Genomic DNA, 20178 nt, shown 5'->3' on the forward strand with positions numbered 1-20178 from the left:
AGCATACATAGCATATAAAAAGAAAAATTATAAAATTCCCAAAGGAAGCGAACCGGCATCTCTTTCATTGGAAGCCTGTCTGCAAATTATAAAAGAGAGTGAAGAAAAACCAGCAACAAAAAAACGTACAACAAGCAAAAAATCAGCAAAATAAAAGCATAAAGAACTAACTCGTAAAAACGGTGCTATCTTTGGTAGTACCGTTTTTATATATACAAACCGACAACTCACAACATGTGCCATTTTCAAATGTGTCTGTTTTTTGTCATAAAAACACAATTTTCTGTAAGTTTTTGTCATAAAAAACGTTTTAAGTACATCATTTTTGATTGAAAATGCATAAAAATGGAGACAACTGCTTGCAAATAAAAAAACAATATATACCTTTGCTTTTTGAAAAGGATTGAAAATGCTAGGTTTACAAAAATACAGGATAATAAACTCGACAGAAACTCAACTAAATAATAAACCGTCGCATCAAACTGTAAAACAAGAAATTAACTTAACCATTTAACTCATATGAAGAAAAGCAAAATTATCTTATTAGGAATAATATTTTCTTTTATAGGATTTAGTTATGCCAGCGAATTGCCTATAAACAATACGATTCAGCAAGAAGATTTACAATTAAATATTTTCAAAAAAAATAAAAAATCTCGTAAATCTAAAAAAAATGATACCTCAGCGGCCAAAGACTCTACAAAATCAAAAAATGATTATGGAAAAATTGTTGGGCCAGGAACTATTACCCAAGAAGGGATGTTCCGCATTCATAAAAAGAAAAACGATTACTATTTCGAGATTCCGGCAAAGCTACTTAACCGGGATATGCTGATTGTCAATAAGCTGACAAAAGTTCCGGCAGTTATCAACAAATCGGGAATAAATAAAGGAATCAATTACCAAACCGAATTAGTACGTTTTGAGTGGAATAAGGACGAAAATAAAATTCTTGTCCGGGAAATACAGCCCAAACCTCAATATCCGGAAGGCGATGCCATCGGTAAATCGGTCGATGAAAATTACATCTCACCGTTAATGACAAGTTTCAAAATAGAAGCATACAATAAAGACACAACTGCGTTTGTGATCAAAATTAATGATATTTACAATGGAGAATCTCCTATCAACAGATTTTTTCCGAATTTGAATGTCAACTCTTCAATAGATAAAAATCTTTCAAGAATTGTCAAAACCAAAGCATTCGAAAAAAATGTTGTCGTTATATCCGAATTAACAACTCATGTAAAAGAGTATAACCAGATTAATAATCTGACAGCAGAAGTCAGCTCCTCGATTGTGCTGTTACCGGAAAAACCGATGACAGGACGTTATACGACTCCCCGAGTAGGATACTTCTATGTTCCTCAACTCTTTTTCAGTGATAAACAACAAAAACTGGATTCTCGAAAATTAATTACCCGTTGGCGGCTCGAACCGAAACCCGAAGACAAGGAAGCCTATCTTAGAGGAGAACTGGTCGAACCGCAAAAGCCGATAGTCTTTTATATCGACAAAACGACTCCCGTACAATGGAGAAAATATATAAAACAAGGAGTAGAAGACTGGCAGGTAGCTTTTGAAAAAGCAGGATTTAAAAATGCTATAATTGCCAAACAACTTCCGGATAGTGTTGCTGCCGACGAAGATGACATTAATTATTCTGTTATCAATTATGTCGCTTCGGCAGAGTCAAATGCCATGGGTCCTTCGATATACGATCCCCGTTCAGGAGAAATCATCGAAGCCGATGTTATCTGGTGGCACAATGTCATTTCTATACTTAAAAATTGGATTACCATTCAAACCGGAGCTGCAAATCCGGCTGCACAACAATGTCTATTACCGGATAGCCTCATGGGAGATGCCATGCGTTTTGTAGCCTGTCACGAAATCGGACATTCTTTGGGTTTACGCCACAATATGATCGCTTCGGCAGCTTATCCGACAGATTCATTACGCTCCAAAACATTTACAAACAAAATGAAATCTACGGCATCGTCTATCATGGATTATGCACGCTATAATTACGTAGCACAACCCGGAGACGGCATCACCGAATTCGCTCCGCATATCGGCCCGTATGATATATTCGCCATAGAATTCGGATACCGTTGGAGAGATATTGAGTCTCCCGATCAAGAGAAAGATGCCGTTTACGAATTTTTAAGCAAACATACCGGACCGTTATATCGATTTGCCGATGCTCAATCAATGCGTGATGCAACCGACCCGCGGGCTATGATAGAAGATCTCGGAGATGATAATGTAAAAGCAGCCCGTTACGGGATGGCAAATATTAAAAGAATCATGCCTCATATCATCGAATGGACAACCACCGGAGAAAAAGGGCAAACTTATACCGATGCCGGAAGATTATACAATGCGATAATCGGACAATGGAATCTCTATACTTACCACGTACTTTCTAATGTAGGAGGCATGTATCTTGAAAATACGGCTATCGGAGACGGACAAGAAACTTACGCTTTTGTTGAAAAAGATCGTCAGAAAGAAGCATTACAGTTCTTATTAGATGAGGTATTGACCAGTCCCGATTGGCTATTGAATGCGGATATAAACAAATATACATTTCCGATACAAAATTCGATGATAGGAGCTATCGAAAACTCTCCTTCATACACATTAAAAAACATGCACGGATATATTTTCTGGGACTTGCTCACCAATAACCGGATTATCCGCATGATAGAAAACGAGAAACAGAACGGGAAAAAAGCTTTCACCGCTATCGAAATGCTGGACATGATGCACAAGCATATATTCGGTATTACAGAAAGAGGAGGGATTCCCGATGCAAATATGAGAGCGCTACAAAAAGGCTTTATCGATGCGCTTTTAGTCGCCGCCCAAGAAGAAGCAACGACCAAAAGCGCTCCGAAACTGGTCGGAACCGGATTACAAGATCTTGTATTACCTTGCTGCGGACAACATTTTGAAGGAGATGAAGAACGGTCTGCCCGTAATGTAAACTTTTACAGCGGACAATCGAATCGTACTTCTGACGCCGTATCTGTAAAACGAGGAGAATTGCTCAGAATAAAAGAATTGTTACAAAAACGAGTAAATACAACATCCGATTTGGCCGCCCGTTATCATTATACAGACGTTTTATTACGTATCAATACAGGTTTAGGATTAAACAAATAATATCCGTACCGGACTTTTATAAATTGCTTATCCTTAATTTCATTCAAACAAACGTTCGTTTTTTCAGCAAAAAAAACAAGGTTGTCAGATAAAATCAAAGGATCAGCAAAAAACTGAAATAAAAGGATTTATAGAAATTATATCCTTGAAGAGTAAATATTATAAACCGTCCGAAAAAACGAACGTTTTTTTGGACATACAGATTTTGTCAGATGAAAAAATTCTTATTGATTTCCACACTGATGGTTTATACAATGTCGGTATTCTCGGCTACCCGTGAAATCAAAGGACTTGTTACCTCAGATGAAGACAACATGCCGCTTATCGGAGCATCTGTATTCGTGTCGACCGATGATCTGAAAAAGATAAATTATCCTAAAGAATCGATCGGTGTAATGACGGCTATCGACGGAAGCTTTATTATTAATGTCCCCGATAATATTACTCGCATTTTCTGCAGTTATCTGGGACACAATCAAAAAGAGATCAAACTCGGAAAAGAAAAATTTTATAATATCAAGCTCGAATCATCTTCTCATGAACTCGACAATGTAGTCGTTACCGGATATCAAAATATCGAACGCAGGAAACTTACCTCCGCTATATCCAAAGTTAAAATTACGGATGAATTGATAGGGAATACTCACTCCATCGACCAAGTTTTAGCAGGACAGGTAGCCGGACTCTCCGCTGTAACATCAACCGGTGCTCCAGGTGCTCCGGTAAAAATAAGAATCCGCGGAACTTCTTCTATAAACGGTACACAAGACCCGTTGTGGGTATTGGACGGACTTCCATTAGAAGGAACCGATATTCCGAAAATGTCGGAGTTACAAGACATTGACAATATATATACAACCTCTATTGCCGGTATCAATCCGAACGATATCGAGGATATTACAGTTTTAAAAGATGCTGCAGCCACAGCAATATACGGAGCACGTGCAGCAAACGGTGTTATTGTCATTACCACCAAAAGCGGGAAGAAAGGAAAGACACAAGTTTCATTCTCGACAAAGCTTTCCTATACGCCGAATGTTGATATAGACCGGCTGAACCTTTTGAATTCAGACGAAAAAGTTCAGTTAGAAATGGATCTGTTACAATCGGATTATGACTATAGAGAAAATAAAGGCGGTGTATCTCAAATATTACAACAATATGGGCAATTAGATATATTCAAAGCTGGTGGATTCAGCGCCATTTCTCCCGAAGCCCAAGCCGCAATAAACCAATTACGCGCGATAAATACAGACTGGAATGATATTCTTTTCCGGGACGCATTCAATCAGGAATACAATTTAAGTTTATCCGGTGGAGGCGACCGTGCTACTTATTACACCTCTTTGGGCTATTATACCGAAAAAGGAAATGTTATCGGTGTAGACGCTAGCCGATTCAATTTTACCGGTAAAACGAATTACAAGGTAAACGAACATTTGAGATTTGGAGCCAGCATATTTGCCAACCAAATGAAAAACAACTCGTTTTTGACGGATGCCGACAGTTTTTCGAGCCCGACATACTATTCCCGGAGAGCCAATCCCTACCAATTGGTATATGATGAAAATCATAATTATGTTTACGATGACAACGTACAAGGAAAAGGAGACGACCGGAATGCCGATTTTAATATTTTTGAAGAAAGAGCCAATACGAGTCATGAAAATACGACACAATCATTCAAAAGTGTTTTTGATGTAGAACTGAAAATTAATTCGATGTTCAAACTCACTTCTCAAGTAGGTTTGCAAATAGACAAAAGTTCTATTGAGAAAATTGCAGATAAGGAGAGCTATTCGATTCGGAAAGACCGATTGCGCTCTCTCGTAAACGGTTCCTCCTATTTACCGGACGGAGGTTTCCACAAACAAACAGAAACCAGTAGCTCTCAAGTTACGTGGAAAGCGATGGGCGAATTTAGAAAAAATATCCGAAACGAACATGAAATAGAGGCTATGTTAGGAACTGAACTTCGGAAAACATGGTATAAATCATTGTATGATGCGGCATACGGATACGACCGGAAAACTATGCAATCAAAACCCATTCTTTTCCCGGAAGAACGGCATGCTTCAACATTCCCGTTAAGTACTGTAAGTGAATCGGAAAATGCATACGTTTCCTGGTTTGCAACGGCTTCCTACACATTTCGACACCGATACACATTAGGAGCTAGTATCCGCTTCGACGGTTCAGATCTTTTCGGTGTTGATAAAAAATACCGTTATCTTCCTTTATATTCTGTCAGCGGATTGTGGCGCATTTCGTCCGAATCGTTCATGAGTGATATCGAATGGATCAACAATTTGGCTATTCGGGCATCTTATGGGTTGCAAGGAAATATAGATAAGAGCACCTCTCCAAAAATTTTAGGAAATTATACAACCACCACCATCTTACCGGGAACAACAGAAGATGCTATAGATATTGCATCACCGCCCAATGAAAAATTACGGTGGGAAAAAACGCATTCCTCGAATATCGGATTCGATTTTTCCGTATTGAATACCCGGATAAACCTATCCGGAGATTATTACTATCGTAAAGGGGTAGATTTGATCGGATCTCAAGCTCTCGCTTTAGAGACAGGATTCCAATCTACAACGATCAATTGGGCATCGATGAAAAATCAAGGTGTTGAATTTAGTTTAAATACGCATAACATCAAAACTAAACATTTCGACTGGCGTACAACCTTCAATATAGCTTATAACCAAAATAAAATTTTGGAAATCAGCACGCCAGATACCCAGCTTACACCGTCTTTGAAAGGTTATGCTATCGGTTCGATATTCGCATATCCATTCGGTGGTCTTGACGGAGAAGGTTATCCTTTATTCATCGATCATTCAGGTAATAGGGTTTCTGCAGAAGAATATTTCAATATAAGAGAAAACGAAAGCGGAAATTTAACGATGAATCTCTCCGTGGAAGAAAGAAGAGAACGTTATAAGTATGCCGGAACAACAGAGCCTGTATGGACAGGGGGATTCTTTAACACATTCCGAATAAAAAGATTTGAGATCGGTATCAATTGTATTTTCAATCTCGGACACGTAATACAAACCTCCCCCTCTTATTCTCCTACATTATTCGACCGGGGAATGAATACCAATCGGGATATCCTCAATCGTTGGACTCCGACAAACACAAATACGGTATTTCCTACATTAATGACCAACGATAAACGAAAAGCTGATTATTATGCTTATGAGGATCAATATGTAGATCGTGACTTGGATTTATGGGTAAAAAATGCCAATTATATGCGTCTGCAAAGCGTTCGCATCGGTTATCGTTTACCCGAAAGTATCCTGAGTTTATTCAAAATGACATCAGGAACCATTTCCCTTGAAGGACGGAATTTATTGGTATGGGCAGCTGATTATACCAATTATCTTGATCCGGAAACTATGGGAAATCAATATGCACAACCTATACCCAAGTCCGTTACATTTACATTGAATCTTAATTTCTAAACAAAACATATATACAAGTAGTTATGAAGAAATTAACATCTATAATATTGTTTGTCGTGTTTCTGGGAACTACCGGATGTGATAATTTTCTCGATATTACACCCACGGGAAGGGTTATCCCCGAAACGGCAAAAGATTATCGGGAACTCCTGACCAGAGCTTATAGTATGATGCCCGATTCAAGAGGATTGACTGCTTTTATCGCAGATGAAATAGATATGACATCGAATAATCTGGATTCTTACGATGAGGCTTCATTCATGGATCTTTGGCTGTGGAATAACGTGAATCCGGCAGGTACTACGACCTATTTCGACTGGGGAACCTACTATAAGATGATTTTTGTTGCCAATACTATTATCGAAAATGAAAAATCGATAACAAACGGCACGAAAGCCGAGATAGACCAAATAGTTGGAGAAGCTTATATGATGCGGGCATACAATCATTTTATATTAGTAAATCTATATTCTCTTCCTTATAAAGAAGAAACTGCAGCATCGAATACCGGTATTCCTTTGAAATTGAATAGCAGTATGGACGAAGTTTTAAAACCATCTTCTGTTGCAGAAGTTTATGCTTCGGTTCTCTCGGATATCGACAACGCTGAAAAAAAACTGAATGTAGAAACTTGGGAAATCGGTCTTAACTATCGGTTCAATACAATCTCGGCAGATGCTCTCAGATCACGGGTTTACCTGTATATGGGACGGTGGGAAGATTGTTACAACGCTTCCGAAAGAGTTCTCTCTAAAAAAAATGAACTTGTCGATTTAGTTTCGGGACGTGTACTTCCGAACGCTTATGATTCTCCTGAAAATATCGTCGCTCTTGAAATGAATATGAATTCTAATTATGCAAATGTAGATAAATTAGTCCCTTCAGATTTATACAATTCATATTTACCCGGTACTCAAGATCAAAGAGCTCGAAAATACTATAAGACAGAAATAGGAGGATACAGCCTTTTAAAAGGCGGATCAAGTAGTTACCGCTGTTCTTTCCGAGTAGGAGAAATGTATTTGAACTCGGCAGAAGCCGCACTGAAAAATCACCATCCGGAAATAGCCAAAATGCGGTTATTACAATTATTGGAAAAACGATATCAGTCCACCGCTTATACACAAGCCGAGACAGATATCAATGCGATGGATGATAACGCATTATTAGACGAAATTTATCTGCAACGCCGATTAGAACTTTCATACGAAGGACATCGGTGGTTCGACATACGGAGAATGGAAAAAAATAAGCGTCCGATATTGACACGGGAATACGAGGGGCAAACCTATCATATAGAAGACAATTATCCGGAACTGACGATAAAAATTCCGGATGAAGCAAGAGAAGCAAATCCTTACTTATAAATAAACATCGAAATTGGATCGAATTGACCGGAGAAGATAATATCCCTCCAAACAAATTATTGAGATATGATCTTCTTCGGAGATTCTCAAAAATTTCATTTAATAACAACTTAATATTCATTTAAATCTTGAACAGTATGAAAAAGAAAATTTTACTATTTATCTGTTTGGTAACTGTTGCAACGTTATCTTTTGCACAGGAAATGGCTCAAGACTGGAACACTCCGATGGGACAGCCTAGAACAGCAAAAAGTGCATATTCTAAAGAGCTTGTTCAGATCGATGCCAATGGCAATACCTACGTTTGCGGTGAATTCTCACAAGATTTTACCATCGGAAGTTATGACCTTATGGCGGTCGGTAACAGTGCCTATCTGGCTAAAATAGACAATACCGGAAATGTTCAATGGGCTGTTGCTATACAGGGAAATGTTGCTCCGGCCTACATGACAACCGACAGTGAAGGAAATGTGTATATCACAGCCAGCAGTGACGGAGATGCTGTTATCCTGAATAGCACCGATAACAATTCGAAAACATTGACAGGAAATTCTTCATCCTGGGGAGATTATTACAATACTCTTTTTGCCCAATATGATGCAAACGGGGTCTTAAAAAATTCAGATATTTATCTACATGACAATAAAGCTGGTACATCTTATGTTAACCCTATGGGATTAGTCGTAAATGAAAATAACATCTATCTGGCATTGACAATGGCAAATGATATAAAGATCGGCGAAACCACTTTTAGCGGAAGTGAAATCAGTGTGACAGTAGAAGGAGAAGAAGGTGAACAAATAGCCTTATTACCTGCTGTACGGATATTATCATTCGACAAAAACTTAAGCTTACAAAAAGAGATCGCTTCTATCGTATTTGAAGCCGGAAATTATTATGCAGATATCCCATCTTTTGCTATGACCGTAAATGAAGGTAACCTATATGCTGCATTTTATGCAGCTGCAACAGTAAAAGTAAGTGCCAGTACGTCATCTTTCACAATAGCATCTGACTATGACAACAGCGGATTCGTTCCATCTTATCACAGAAATCTCGGATTGTTCAGAGTAAATAATGAAGGTAACATCGACGTGCATAAATCATTTATTCCGGAAAACCTTGTATCAGCTTTTTCTCTCGGATACGAATATGTTGATAACGTCTTCTGTACAGAAGATTCATGGACTATCACAGGCGCTTATAACGGAAATTTCTTATTTAATGAGAACGCTCCTGCAACAGGTGATTATACAGCCGCTCCGTTCTTTGTTACTCTAAATCCTAATACAGCCGATTTACAAAAATCTAATTACTGGAGTGAAGAATATAAACTGACCGATGCTGCCGTAGGAGATGCATTATTAGTTGGTTTATATAAATCTACCGATAAAACATCAACCCTCAACGTATACGATTTTGGTACAAAAAATATAACCGATGTAGAAACTACAAAAGCCGGAACAAGCATTAATGGTATTGCTTCTACGGGAGCAAAAGTTGCCATCTGTAAAGCAACCGAAGGGGCTGAATCTGCAGATTTAGCAATCAGCATGAATACCTTATCTGGTATCACAGCCGGCATCAACGAATCTGTTGCTACGGTAACTGTCAGTGCTTATCCTAATCCGGTAAAAGACATTCTTAACTTCTCTGAAGTTTGTGATGTGACCATCGTAAACGGACAAGGTAGTGTAGTAAAAGCAGCTTCTGCAACTACTCAAATTTCGGTAGATGACCTTGCTGCCGGTTATTATATCGCAAAAATCAAAACTGCTGATGGAACAACTGTAATTCCGTTCATCAAAAAATAAAGAATAGAAGCCTTTTAATAAAAAAACCGGGAAATAATTTTCCCGGTTTTTTTATTAAATAATTGTCTATATATCAGATGCGTAAAAAGACAAAAAACAGATCAATCGATTAGAGGAATAGCACGACCCGACCCGATTCCACGTTTCTTGACAGTAGGCTTTCCCTTATAATAAACATCGCCTTTCCCGGTAATAAAAGCTTTCAGATTTTCTTCAGCCCAACAGCCTATACTTCCGTTTCCGGTAATATTGCAATTTACATCACGGGCTTTCAGCTCATGACCTTTTATTTCACCCGAACCGGCAATAGACAAACGGGCCTCACGGCATGTACCGCTTAAAAATATATCTCCCGAACCTGTCATAATACGGGCTTTTACAATGCCATAATCAAGTTTGTTACAACGAACAAGACCATTACCCATCAGTAGAATATCCAATTCTGAACCGGACAAACTACCGGAAGTCTCGAAAACTCCGCCTGCATCGCTCTGCACTTCCTGCAAATCGGAAGAATAAACGTCCAAAATGATAACCCCGTACTCACGCTTAGCTGTATTGACGAATTTGATCTCTAAAGTTCCGTCTTTCGAAACCGGCTTTACTTCATCCAGAATATTTTCTTCTCCGTAAATCCGAATCAATCCTGCAGAATCCTTACTGTGATGATACACTACATTAAACGCCGTATTGATCTTTACTCTATAAAAATCATCTACCTTTATCTCTTTAGTAACATATTTGTTATTTCCGTCACCGACAGCCTGCGCTGAAAATAACGACAATGAAAAGAGACAGCATACCGCTGCTATTCTCCATAAATTTTTCATTCTCATGATCTCTGTTTATTTTATAATTAATTCTATTTTATCAATATTTCAGACTCTATTTTATCCAAAATAGCAGACAATTCACCAAGAGTTTCAGCCCTGAGCATGGCTATACGCGTATCCCTAAAATTAGGAATACCCTTAAATAAAGGTGTTGCTGCCAAATGTCTGCGGATATGCAAAATTCCACGACGTTCATCCAATCGATCGACGCTTTCTTTCAATTGCCGACGCAAAACAGACATTTTATCCGAAACAGACAAAGGTTCACAATGCCCGGTTTCCATATATTGCTTTATCTCCTTAAAAATCCAAGGAGAACCGATAGAAGCCCTGCCTACCATAATAGCATCTACACCGTACTTTTCGAATTTTTCACGAGCAATTTGCGGTGTCGTTACATCACCGTTTCCTATGATAGGTATTTTCATACGGGGATTCTCTTTCACCTTGCCTATCAAACTCCAATCCGCCTCTCCGGTGTACATCTGACTGCGAGTACGCCCATGAATCGCCAATGCAGCAATACCGCAATCTTGCAACTGCTCGGCCAGTTCTACGATTATTCGGGAATCATGATCCCAACCCAAGCGAGTTTTCACCGTCACGGGGATTTTTACGGCATTCACAACAGCCCGGGTAATCTCAAGCATTTTAGGAATATCTCTCAACATTCCGGCTCCGGCGCCTTTTCCTGCCACCTTTTTCACCGGACATCCAAAATTAATATCCAACACATCAGGACAAGCCTCCTCACAAATACGGGCAGCATCAGCCATAGCTGCTGTCTCGCGACCGTAAATCTGTATTGCGACGGGACGCTCTTCATTTCGGATAGAAAGTTTGGCTTGTGTCTTACTCACATTCCGTATAAGAGCATCGCTCGACACAAACTCGGTATATACCATATCTGCTCCGAACTCTTTACACATGAGTCGAAAAGAAATATCCGTAACATCCTCCATAGGAGCTAATAAGACAGGGTATTTGCCCAAATCCATATTTCCTATTTTCATTATTCAATCTATCATTAAGATTATGACTATTCTGTATATAAAAGAAAAAACCAATATATACAAAGAGAGATAAGATCTCTTTACAAACGTACAAAAACTTTTTATTTTACAGACAATCACCTCTTGTACCGAACTCTCTTTTCACACATTTTTTAAAGTTATCCCGTTCTTATAACCATAAACTATCTTTACAGAACAAGACAAGAAGCTTAGGGCTTGTCGGAATTTTACAGAAGGAAAATTTAGACTGGCTCTTATATACAGCATATTTTTATTACTTTTGCAAAGATATTTACTATCAAAACCAACATATTGTAAATAACACACTTACGAAAAAGAGATAAAACATATATAAAATGGAATATAATTTCAGGGAAATAGAAAAAAAATGGCAACAGTACTGGAAAGATAACCAGACGTATAAAGTGACCGAGAAAGAGGGAAAAAAGAAATTTTATGTTTTAGACATGTTCCCGTACCCGTCCGGTGCAGGTCTGCATGTCGGACATCCGCTCGGATACATCGCTTCAGATATTTATTCCCGTTTTAAGCGCCTGAAAGGATTCAATGTTCTGCATCCGATGGGATATGATGCATACGGGCTTCCGGCCGAACAATATGCGATACAGACCGGACAGCATCCGGCAATAACTACCGAAAAAAATATCAACCGTTATCGGGAACAACTCGATAAAATAGGATTTTGTTATGACTGGAGTCGTGAAATACGCACGTGCGATCCGGAATATTATAAATGGACACAATGGGCTTTTGAAAAAATGTTCAACAGCTTTTATTCCTATGATGAACAAAAGGCTCTACCCATAGAAACTTTAACGAAAATCTTCGAAACGTCCGGAACTGAAGGGTTGAATGTCGCTTGTAGCGAAGAGCTTTCTTTTACGGCGGACGAATGGAAAAAAATGAGTGTCAAGGAACAGCAAAAAACTCTGCTGAATTATCGTATTGCCTATTTAGGAGATACGATGGTAAACTGGTGTCCGCAACTTGGAACGGTCCTCGCTAACGATGAGGTCAGCGAAGGTTTGTCGGTTCGTGGAGGCTATCCCGTAGAACAAAAAATCATGCGTCAATGGTGTTTACGGGTATCGGCTTATGCTCAACGCCTGCTCGACGGACTCGATACGATAGACTGGAGCGAGTCTCTCAAAGAAACGCAAAGAAACTGGATAGGACGTTCCGAAGGTGCTGAAATGAAATTTAAAGTAGTAGAATCGGATGTAGAGTTTACGATATTCACAACACGTGCCGATACGATCTTCGGAGTCACTTTTATGGTATTAGCTCCGGAAAGCGATTACGTGGCACAGGTTACTACTCCTGAACAAAAAAAAGAGGTAGATGCCTATCTGGACAGTATCAAACACAGAACAGAGCGAGAACGATTAATGGACAGAAGCGTAAGTGGCGTATTCTCCGGAGCATACGCCATAAATCCGCTGAATAATGAAAAAATTCCTATCTGGATAAGCGATTATGTGCTCGCCGGGTACGGAACAGGAGCAATTATGGCAGTACCGGCACATGACAGCCGCGACTATGCCTTTGCTAAACATTTCGGCTTGCCGATCATCCCGTTGATAGAGGGCTGCGACGTTTCCGAAGAAAGCTTCGATGCCAAAGAGGGTAAAATGATCAATTCTTGCGGAAACGGTCTCGACCTCAACGGCCTTGAAGTAAAAGAGGCTATAGCTAAAACAAAAGCCTTTATACAAGAAAAAGGATTAGGACGGATCAAAGTCAATTATCGTCTGCGCGATGCCATTTTTAGCCGTCAACGATATTGGGGCGAACCGTTTCCTGTCTATTATAAAGACGATATGCCCTATATGCTGGACGAAAGCAAATTGCCTTTGTTATTGCCGGAAATAGATAAGTTTCTACCGACCGAACAAGGTGAACCGCCTCTGGGAAGAGCGAAAAATTGGGAAACAGAAGATCACTTTCCTTTAGAACTTTGTACCATGCCCGGATTTGCCGGATCATCAGCATATTATCTCCGTTATATGAATCCGCATAACAATAATGCACTCGTATCGAAAGAGGCTAACGAATATTGGCGCAACGTAGATCTTTATATCGGTGGAACCGAACATGCCACCGGACATCTCATTTATAGTCGTTTCTGGAACAAATTTCTGTATGATCTGGGAATTGTCTGTGAAGCCGAACCATTCCGCAAATTAGTAAATCAAGGTATGATTCAAGGCCGGTCTAATTTCGTCTACAGAATAAAAGATACCAATACATTCGTATCATACAATCTTAAAAAGAAATATGACACGACCCCTATACACGTAGATGTAAATATCGTAAGTAATGATATTCTCGATATAGAGGCCTTTAAAAAATGGAGACCTGAATTTGAAACGGCAGAATTTATCTTAGAAGAGGGAAAATATATCTGCGGATGGGCAGTGGAAAAAATGTCAAAATCGATGTTCAACGTCGTAAATCCGGATGATATAGTAGAAAAATACGGTGCAGATACTCTTCGTTTATATGAAATGTTCTTAGGTCCGCTCGAACAAAGTAAACCTTGGGATACAAACGGTATAGACGGTGTACACCGTTTCTTGAAAAAATTCTGGAATTTGTTCTTCGACGGAGACAAATTGATCGTGAATAATGAAGAACCTACACGAGAAGAACTGAAATCATTACACAAACTCATCAAAAAAGTAAGCTGGGATATAGAAAATTTCTCATACAATACCTCTATCAGTGCTTTTATGATTTGTATAAATGAACTTTCTGCATTAAAATGCAGAAACAGTAAAATACTGGAACAGATCATAATACTGTTGACTCCGTTCGCACCGCATATATGCGAAGAATTATGGTCGCAATTAGGACACACGACATCGGTATGTGATGCTCAATGGCCGGGATTTAATGAAGAATATCTTAAAGAAGATACTGTCAACTATACAATTTCATTCAATGGAAAAGCCCGCTTCAATATCGAATTCGCAGCAGATGCTTCTAAAGAAGAAATAGAAAAAACAGTATTGGAACATCCGTCATCTGCAAAATGGATAGATGGAAAGACTCCTAAGAAAATCATCATCGTCCCTAAAAAAATCGTCAATATCGTTCTTTAAACGAAAAAATTTTTACAAGAATATCCCCGAAAAGTATAATAATTAAGACTTTTCGGGGTTGTTTATGAATATCAGTCTGCTAAGAACCTAAATTTGGAAAAATACAAAAAAGATGTAACTTTGAAATTGTTTTAGAGCGTCGAAATTTTGCTCAGGGCAAGTTTGAAAGTTTCTTTTGAGAACCTTTTTTACGAGAATGATAGTAGGCTATCTGACGAATGAAAACAAGAAAACAGTCCGGAAAAAACACAAAAATGATCTGATCATATTTTCTTATTGGAAAATTCAGACAAGGTTCTTGATAACAATAATATAAACAGTATCAGCATTATGAATCTAAATTCTCATAAAGCCTGGATCGAAATAAAAGACTACACGATCATCGTCTTCGGATTAGTTCTTTATGCTTTCGGATGGACGAGTTTTCTACTTACCAATGAAATCACCACCGGTGGTATTGCCGGAGTTTCGGCACTCATCTTTTTCGGGACTAAAATCCCGGTAGCAATATCTTATTTTACACTAAATGCTTTACTGCTAATAGCAGCAATACGTATTTTGGGAATACAGTTCTGCATACGCACCATATTCAGCGTCATAGTCATGACTTTGCTTCTTTCATTTTTCGGAATGTATATAAAAGAACCGCTTATTACCGGAGAACCGTTTATGTCGTGCATCATAGGAGGAATACTCTGCGGAGCGGGAATAGGTATTGTCTTCACCCATAACGGCAGCACCGGAGGAACAGATATTATTGCCGCCATGATAAATAAGTATAAAGAAATATCTTTAGGAAGATCTATTTTGTATTGCGACTTTCTTATCATATCGTCCTCTTACGTACTTTTCCATAGCATCGAAAAAATTGTTTTCGGGATCGTAGTCATGGCAGTCATGACTTATACCTGCGATATGGTTATAAACGGAGTCAGACGATCTATACAAATATTGATATTTTCAGAAAAGTATGAGGAAATAGCAGACCGTATCAACAAGGATATCAACAGGGGAGTCACTATTCTCGACGGAATGGGATGGTACTCTAAACAACCCAAAAAAGTATTGGTCATCCTTGCCAAAAGAAACGAATCCTTATCGATTTTCCGACTGGTAAAAGAAATAGATCCTCACGCATTCATATCTCAATCTAATGTAGTCGGCGTGTATGGAGAAGGTTTTGATAAGATCAAAGGATAATATCCATTTGCTGCTATTCCGAACTTGCAAAGAAACCGTACAAATAAAAAAAGATATAAACAGATTTATCAGTACAAATAACACCAAATAAAGAGAAATAAGCTCTGCCGTTATACGCACATCGTTATTAAAAGCTGTTCATACTGTTTAAAACGAATTTATAAGCATATCCAAAATAAGTAAGTACGGCACATATAATACTGAATAAAGGAAAAAGAAAAGCGAACAAATATTTGTTTATAGAAACAAACACCTAACAAAGAAACGGAACAAACGAAACACAAGCCCATTGAATTCCGTTACCTACGTAATCCTTAAAAGAAGAACATGGTATAAATATAAAATCGGATAATGTAAAAAATAAAGCCCAATAGAAACCTGTACCGATCAAAAAACAATAATAACTTTTATTCCTATATAATATATTTCCGAACTCCCGAAAAAACTTATATGCCCGTATCGATTTCATAAAATCTATTTTATATTTTTGTTTCAGAAAGAACTAACAATAATAAGTTTATTTATAACGTTATATATAATAAGTTATTCTATTATGAAACAGATCGTCTTCGCAACAAATAACAAGCATAAATTGGAAGAAATCAGGAATATTCTTGATAATACATTGAATATTTTAAGCCTCGATGATATAAATTGTCATGAAGATATCCCTGAAACCGGAAGCACGATAGAAGAAAACGCACTTATTAAAGCTCGATATATAAAAGAAAAATATGGTTATGACTGTTTTGCAGACGATACGGGACTCGAAATAAAGTCTTTAAATAACGAACCCGGAGTATATTCGGCCCGATATGCCGGAAACGATCATAACTCAGAGAAAAATATGCAAAAAGTCCTTGAAAATTTAAAGGGCAAAAACGATCGTTCAGCCTGTTTCAGAACTTGCATAGCATTAATAACAAGTAATAACGAGTATCTTTTCGAAGGAAAAATAGAAGGAGAAATAATCACAGAAAAAAAAGGAGAATCAGGATTCGGATATGATCCTATATTTGTACCGGACGGATATACTCAAACATTTGCAGAGTTAGGAAATGACATAAAAAACAAAATAAGTCACAGAGCCTTAGCTGTAAAGAAACTTATAAATTTTTTACAACCTATAAAATAAAAAAAGAGTACCTCGATTATGACGAAGAAACTATTCTTTTTTGTCGGTATATTACTTTATTCTCTTCTGTCTTTCGCTCAGACAGAAGTAGGAGCATGGAAAATTTATCCGGTATTCCTTACACCTTCACAAATAACGGAAACGAAAGATAAAATATATTTTCTTTCGGACGGATATTTATTTTCTTATGGTAAAGAAGACGAAGAATTCAGGGAATTGAACCGTTTGAATATATTATTCGACAACGATATAAAACTTATAAAATACAATGATCAACACGATATATTGACAATTGCTTATACAAACAGCAATATAGATCTTATAATAGGGGAATCGGTATATAACATACCTTACATAAAAAATACAGCCATAACTTCTTCTAAAAATATCAACGACATAACTTTCTACAAAGACGAAATATATCTTTCTACAGACTTCGGTATCGTTATATTGAATGTTTCCAAAAAAGAGATAAAAACAACTTATAATTTCAATAAAGCCATTAATTCTGCCGCAGTAATGGGAGAATACTTTTATTGTCTGGTACAAGGAGAGGGGCTTTATCGCTGTAAACTGGACGATGTATTATACGATTTCGACAATTGGGAAAAATGTTATTCGACCGGAGGCACTCAATTGCTTTCTTTAGAAAACGGAATGTGGATGTTGGATATTAATAAGAATATCATTTACTTCGATACGGAAAATAATCCTACCGCTATTTATAATAAAGGCGATATATCCTCTATAAAAGAAACGAATACCGGCTATATGGCCTGCGGAACAAATAACATAATAGTATATGATAAAAACAATAACAAAACCGATGAAATCATTTATTCTGATTACAATATGTCGGACATTGTTCCGATAGATGTAAGTATGAATAATAGACAAAATACATATTGGATATTACATAAAAAAGGCATTGCCGCATTTAAAAGAAACAACGAATCTTTTCAGCAATCTAAAAATATAGACAACCTCAATTACTCTACTGTCAATATTCCCTATTTCTTAACTATGACCGACAATGGTAAATTATATGTCAGTACACAGGGTGTAAGCAGTAAAAATATTTATGACCAATACATAGATTCCCACATCTCGATTTATGAAAATAATCAATGGTTTAATATAGAAACAAATAATATTCCAACAAACATGCATACAGACATAAAGTTCTGTACGACTTATAATATTGCCGAAGATCCGGAAGACCCGGAAACTTTCTATATAGGAACATGGTTCGAAGGGTTGTATCGTTTCAAAAACAATCAATATGATGCACACTGGAATGGACAAGAAGACAACTCTCCTATTTCAAGTTCAGATGGTTGGAGTTACCAAATTAATTGCTTGAATTTTGACAGTGATAAAAATCTTTGGATGAAAAACATTACCAAAGGTATTATAGTATTAAAAAAGGATGGAAATTGGATAAATCTCGACTATCCCGATATGCAGAACAAACAATATACCGAACAAATAATATTATGCAAACACTCTTCTTCCAAATGGGTTATTATTCCTAAAACATCTTTTGTTTTCGCTTTTAATACGAATAATACTTTAGAAAATATGAGCGATGACCAGACCCGAAAATTTTCGACTTTTTCGGATCAGGATAATAAACAGATAGACGGAAACGACTTTATCTGTGCTGCAGAAGACAGAAACGGACAGTTATGGATAGGAACGAATAGAGGACCTATCGTACTAAATAATCCTGACAATTTCATGCAATCGGATTTTAGGTGTACACGGATAAAAATACCGAGAAATGACGGAACAAACGCAGCAGATTTACTTCTAAATGATGAAAATATACAATATATCGCTGTAGACGGAGCTAACCGCAAATGGATAGCTACCCAATCATCGGGAGTATATTTGGTTAGTGAAGACGGTCTTGAAACTATACACCACTTTAATATGGACAATAGTATATTGCCTTCGAATAATGTTCTCTCGATAGCCATAAATAAAACTACCGGAGAGGTATTTTTCGGAACTGAAAAAGGATTGGTTTCTTACCGTTCCGATGCGACCGAACCCAAGGAAGATTTCTCCAACGTATATGCATTTCCTAATCCTGTTCGTCCCGATTATACAGGAGTTATAACAATTACAGGATTACAGGAAAGATCTTTAGTCAAAATTACCGATACTACCGGAAATCTTATTTATCAAAATTATTCGGAAGGCGGCCAAATGGTTTGGAACGGATTGAACAGAAACGGAGATAGGGTGAAAACAGGAGTATATTTGGTATTTGCTTCATCCAGCAATGGAAAAGAAGGTGTCGTTACCAAAATATTAATAGTAAACTGATGACTTTTTTCCTGAACTTTAAGATCCTGTTTGAATTTTGCCCGGGTCAGATTTAAAAGTTCCTTTCGAGAATTTTTTTCTGATTTTACGAGGATGACAGCAGGCTATATGATGAGTGAAAATACTAATCTGACCTGATAATATTTCCTTATCGGAAAATTTACACAGGTTTTAAAATAAATTTGTTATGAAGAAGATTTTAATATTATGTATGTCAGTCGTTATCTGCATCGCTTTTGCAACGGCACAAAACAAAAAATCAGTATCGGCAAATTCTATTCAGAAAGAAAAAACACAACAAACAGAGAGTAAAAAAATATTAGATGCCATACAGAATAAAAAATATAAAATATCGGTCATTTCAGCTTCTCCTATGAACGGAAAGACCGTATATCTCACCTCTCCCTATTCTGTAAAAATAAGTAACGATTCGGCATATATAGAACTTCCTTATTTCGGTGTAGCTTATTCTGTTCCTTACGGTGGCGGAGAAGGAGGAATAAAAGCAAAAAACAAATACGAAAATTATAAACTTCGTACTCTTAAAAAAGGAAAGTATGCCGTTAGTTTCAATATAAGAGGAAACGAAGATTTTTTCAAGGTATCCATAGATATGTGGCCTTCGTCAGGTAGAGCATACATACATGTACAACCGAACAATAAACAAGGTATTTCTTACAACGGAAACATTGTTTTATAGCTTA

12 protein-coding genes are annotated in these 20178 nt (G+C 37.5%); 10 read left to right on the top strand and 2 right to left on the bottom strand.

Annotation, left to right across the window (positions count from 1 at the left end; all coding sequences use genetic code 11):
* Positions 1–7 precede the first annotated feature (7 nt).
* The 5 genes from AC1WHX_RS01000 (at position 8) to AC1WHX_RS01020 (ending at position 9834) form a co-directional block, all read left to right on the top strand.
* The gene (locus tag AC1WHX_RS01000) at positions 8–154 is read left to right on the top strand and encodes a topoisomerase C-terminal repeat-containing protein (protein WP_481228806.1); all 147 of its coding nucleotides are present in this window, start codon (positions 8–10) and stop codon (positions 152–154) included.
* Positions 155–519: 365 nt separating this feature from the next.
* On the top strand, positions 520–3171 hold the full coding sequence (locus AC1WHX_RS01005; RefSeq protein ID WP_022389685.1) for a zinc-dependent metalloprotease: 2652 nt from the start codon (positions 520–522) through the stop codon (positions 3169–3171).
* Between the two features lie 212 nt (positions 3172–3383).
* The gene (locus tag AC1WHX_RS01010) at positions 3384–6653 is read left to right on the top strand and encodes a SusC/RagA family TonB-linked outer membrane protein (RefSeq protein WP_475571537.1); all 3270 of its coding nucleotides are present in this window, start codon (positions 3384–3386) and stop codon (positions 6651–6653) included.
* Between the two features lie 23 nt (positions 6654–6676).
* Entirely contained in the window at positions 6677–8020 is a 1344-nt protein-coding gene (locus AC1WHX_RS01015; protein WP_022389683.1) for a RagB/SusD family nutrient uptake outer membrane protein, read from the top strand.
* A gap of 137 nt (positions 8021–8157) precedes the next feature.
* Positions 8158–9834, top strand: coding sequence for a T9SS type A sorting domain-containing protein (locus AC1WHX_RS01020; RefSeq protein ID WP_418236502.1), 1677 nt, complete (start codon positions 8158–8160; stop codon positions 9832–9834).
* A 101-nt stretch (positions 9835–9935) separates the two neighbouring features.
* Here AC1WHX_RS01020 and AC1WHX_RS01025 read toward each other — a convergent pair whose 3' ends face one another.
* The gene (locus AC1WHX_RS01025; protein ID WP_195595511.1) at positions 9936–10670 is read right to left on the bottom strand and encodes a head GIN domain-containing protein; all 735 of its coding nucleotides are present in this window, start codon (positions 10668–10670) and stop codon (positions 9936–9938) included.
* A 26-nt stretch (positions 10671–10696) separates the two neighbouring features.
* Positions 10697–11680: a tRNA dihydrouridine synthase DusB gene (gene dusB, locus AC1WHX_RS01030; RefSeq protein ID WP_009318373.1), complete on the bottom strand. Its 984-nt coding sequence runs from the start codon at positions 11678–11680 to the stop codon at positions 10697–10699.
* Between the two features lie 356 nt (positions 11681–12036).
* Here dusB and leuS point away from each other — a divergent pair, with 356 nt between their 5' ends.
* The 5 genes from leuS to AC1WHX_RS01055 all read left to right on the top strand — a co-directional run bounded on the left by leuS (position 12037) and on the right by AC1WHX_RS01055 (position 20174).
* The gene (leuS, locus tag AC1WHX_RS01035; RefSeq protein WP_481228803.1) at positions 12037–14805 is read left to right on the top strand and encodes a leucine--tRNA ligase; all 2769 of its coding nucleotides are present in this window, start codon (positions 12037–12039) and stop codon (positions 14803–14805) included.
* Positions 14806–15135: 330 nt separating this feature from the next.
* Positions 15136–16005 (top strand): YitT family protein, encoded by an 870-nt coding sequence (locus tag AC1WHX_RS01040; protein ID WP_022391206.1) that lies wholly within the window; start codon positions 15136–15138, stop codon positions 16003–16005.
* Between the two features lie 553 nt (positions 16006–16558).
* Positions 16559–17140 carry a non-canonical purine NTP diphosphatase gene (locus AC1WHX_RS01045; protein ID WP_009318369.1) on the top strand — a complete coding sequence of 194 codons (582 nt, stop codon included), beginning with the start codon at positions 16559–16561 and terminating at the stop codon, positions 17138–17140.
* Between the two features lie 18 nt (positions 17141–17158).
* Complete coding sequence (gene porZ / locus AC1WHX_RS01050) at positions 17159–19474, top strand: type IX secretion system anionic LPS delivery protein PorZ (RefSeq protein ID WP_122336989.1); 2316 nt, start codon at positions 17159–17161, stop codon at positions 19472–19474.
* 187 nt (positions 19475–19661) lie between these two features.
* Positions 19662–20174 (top strand): DUF4251 domain-containing protein, encoded by a 513-nt coding sequence (locus AC1WHX_RS01055; RefSeq protein ID WP_122336990.1) that lies wholly within the window; start codon positions 19662–19664, stop codon positions 20172–20174.
* The last annotated feature ends 4 nt before the right edge of the window (positions 20175–20178 follow it).

The organism is Coprobacter sp., from assembly GCF_982436375.1.

What these genes read in the sequence shown, in the direction of transcription:
- AC1WHX_RS01005 (WP_022389685.1), top strand. Translation starts at nt 520, where the DNA reads ATGAAGAAAAGCAAAATTATCTTATTAGGAATAATATTTTCTTTTATA.
- AC1WHX_RS01010 (WP_475571537.1), top strand. Translation starts at nt 3,384, where the DNA reads ATGAAAAAATTCTTATTGATTTCCACACTGATGGTTTATACAATGTCG.
- AC1WHX_RS01015 (WP_022389683.1), top strand. Translation starts at nt 6,677, where the DNA reads ATGAAGAAATTAACATCTATAATATTGTTTGTCGTGTTTCTGGGAACT.
- AC1WHX_RS01020 (WP_418236502.1), top strand. Translation starts at nt 8,158, where the DNA reads ATGAAAAAGAAAATTTTACTATTTATCTGTTTGGTAACTGTTGCAACG.
- AC1WHX_RS01025 (WP_195595511.1), bottom strand. Translation starts at nt 10,670, where the DNA reads ATGAGAATGAAAAATTTATGGAGAATAGCAGCGGTATGCTGTCTCTTT.
- dusB (WP_009318373.1), bottom strand. Translation starts at nt 11,680, where the DNA reads ATGAAAATAGGAAATATGGATTTGGGCAAATACCCTGTCTTATTAGCT.
- leuS (WP_481228803.1), top strand. Translation starts at nt 12,037, where the DNA reads ATGGAATATAATTTCAGGGAAATAGAAAAAAAATGGCAACAGTACTGG.
- AC1WHX_RS01040 (WP_022391206.1), top strand. Translation starts at nt 15,136, where the DNA reads ATGAATCTAAATTCTCATAAAGCCTGGATCGAAATAAAAGACTACACG.
- AC1WHX_RS01045 (WP_009318369.1), top strand. Translation starts at nt 16,559, where the DNA reads ATGAAACAGATCGTCTTCGCAACAAATAACAAGCATAAATTGGAAGAA.
- porZ (WP_122336989.1), top strand. Translation starts at nt 17,159, where the DNA reads ATGACGAAGAAACTATTCTTTTTTGTCGGTATATTACTTTATTCTCTT.
- AC1WHX_RS01055 (WP_122336990.1), top strand. Translation starts at nt 19,662, where the DNA reads ATGAAGAAGATTTTAATATTATGTATGTCAGTCGTTATCTGCATCGCT.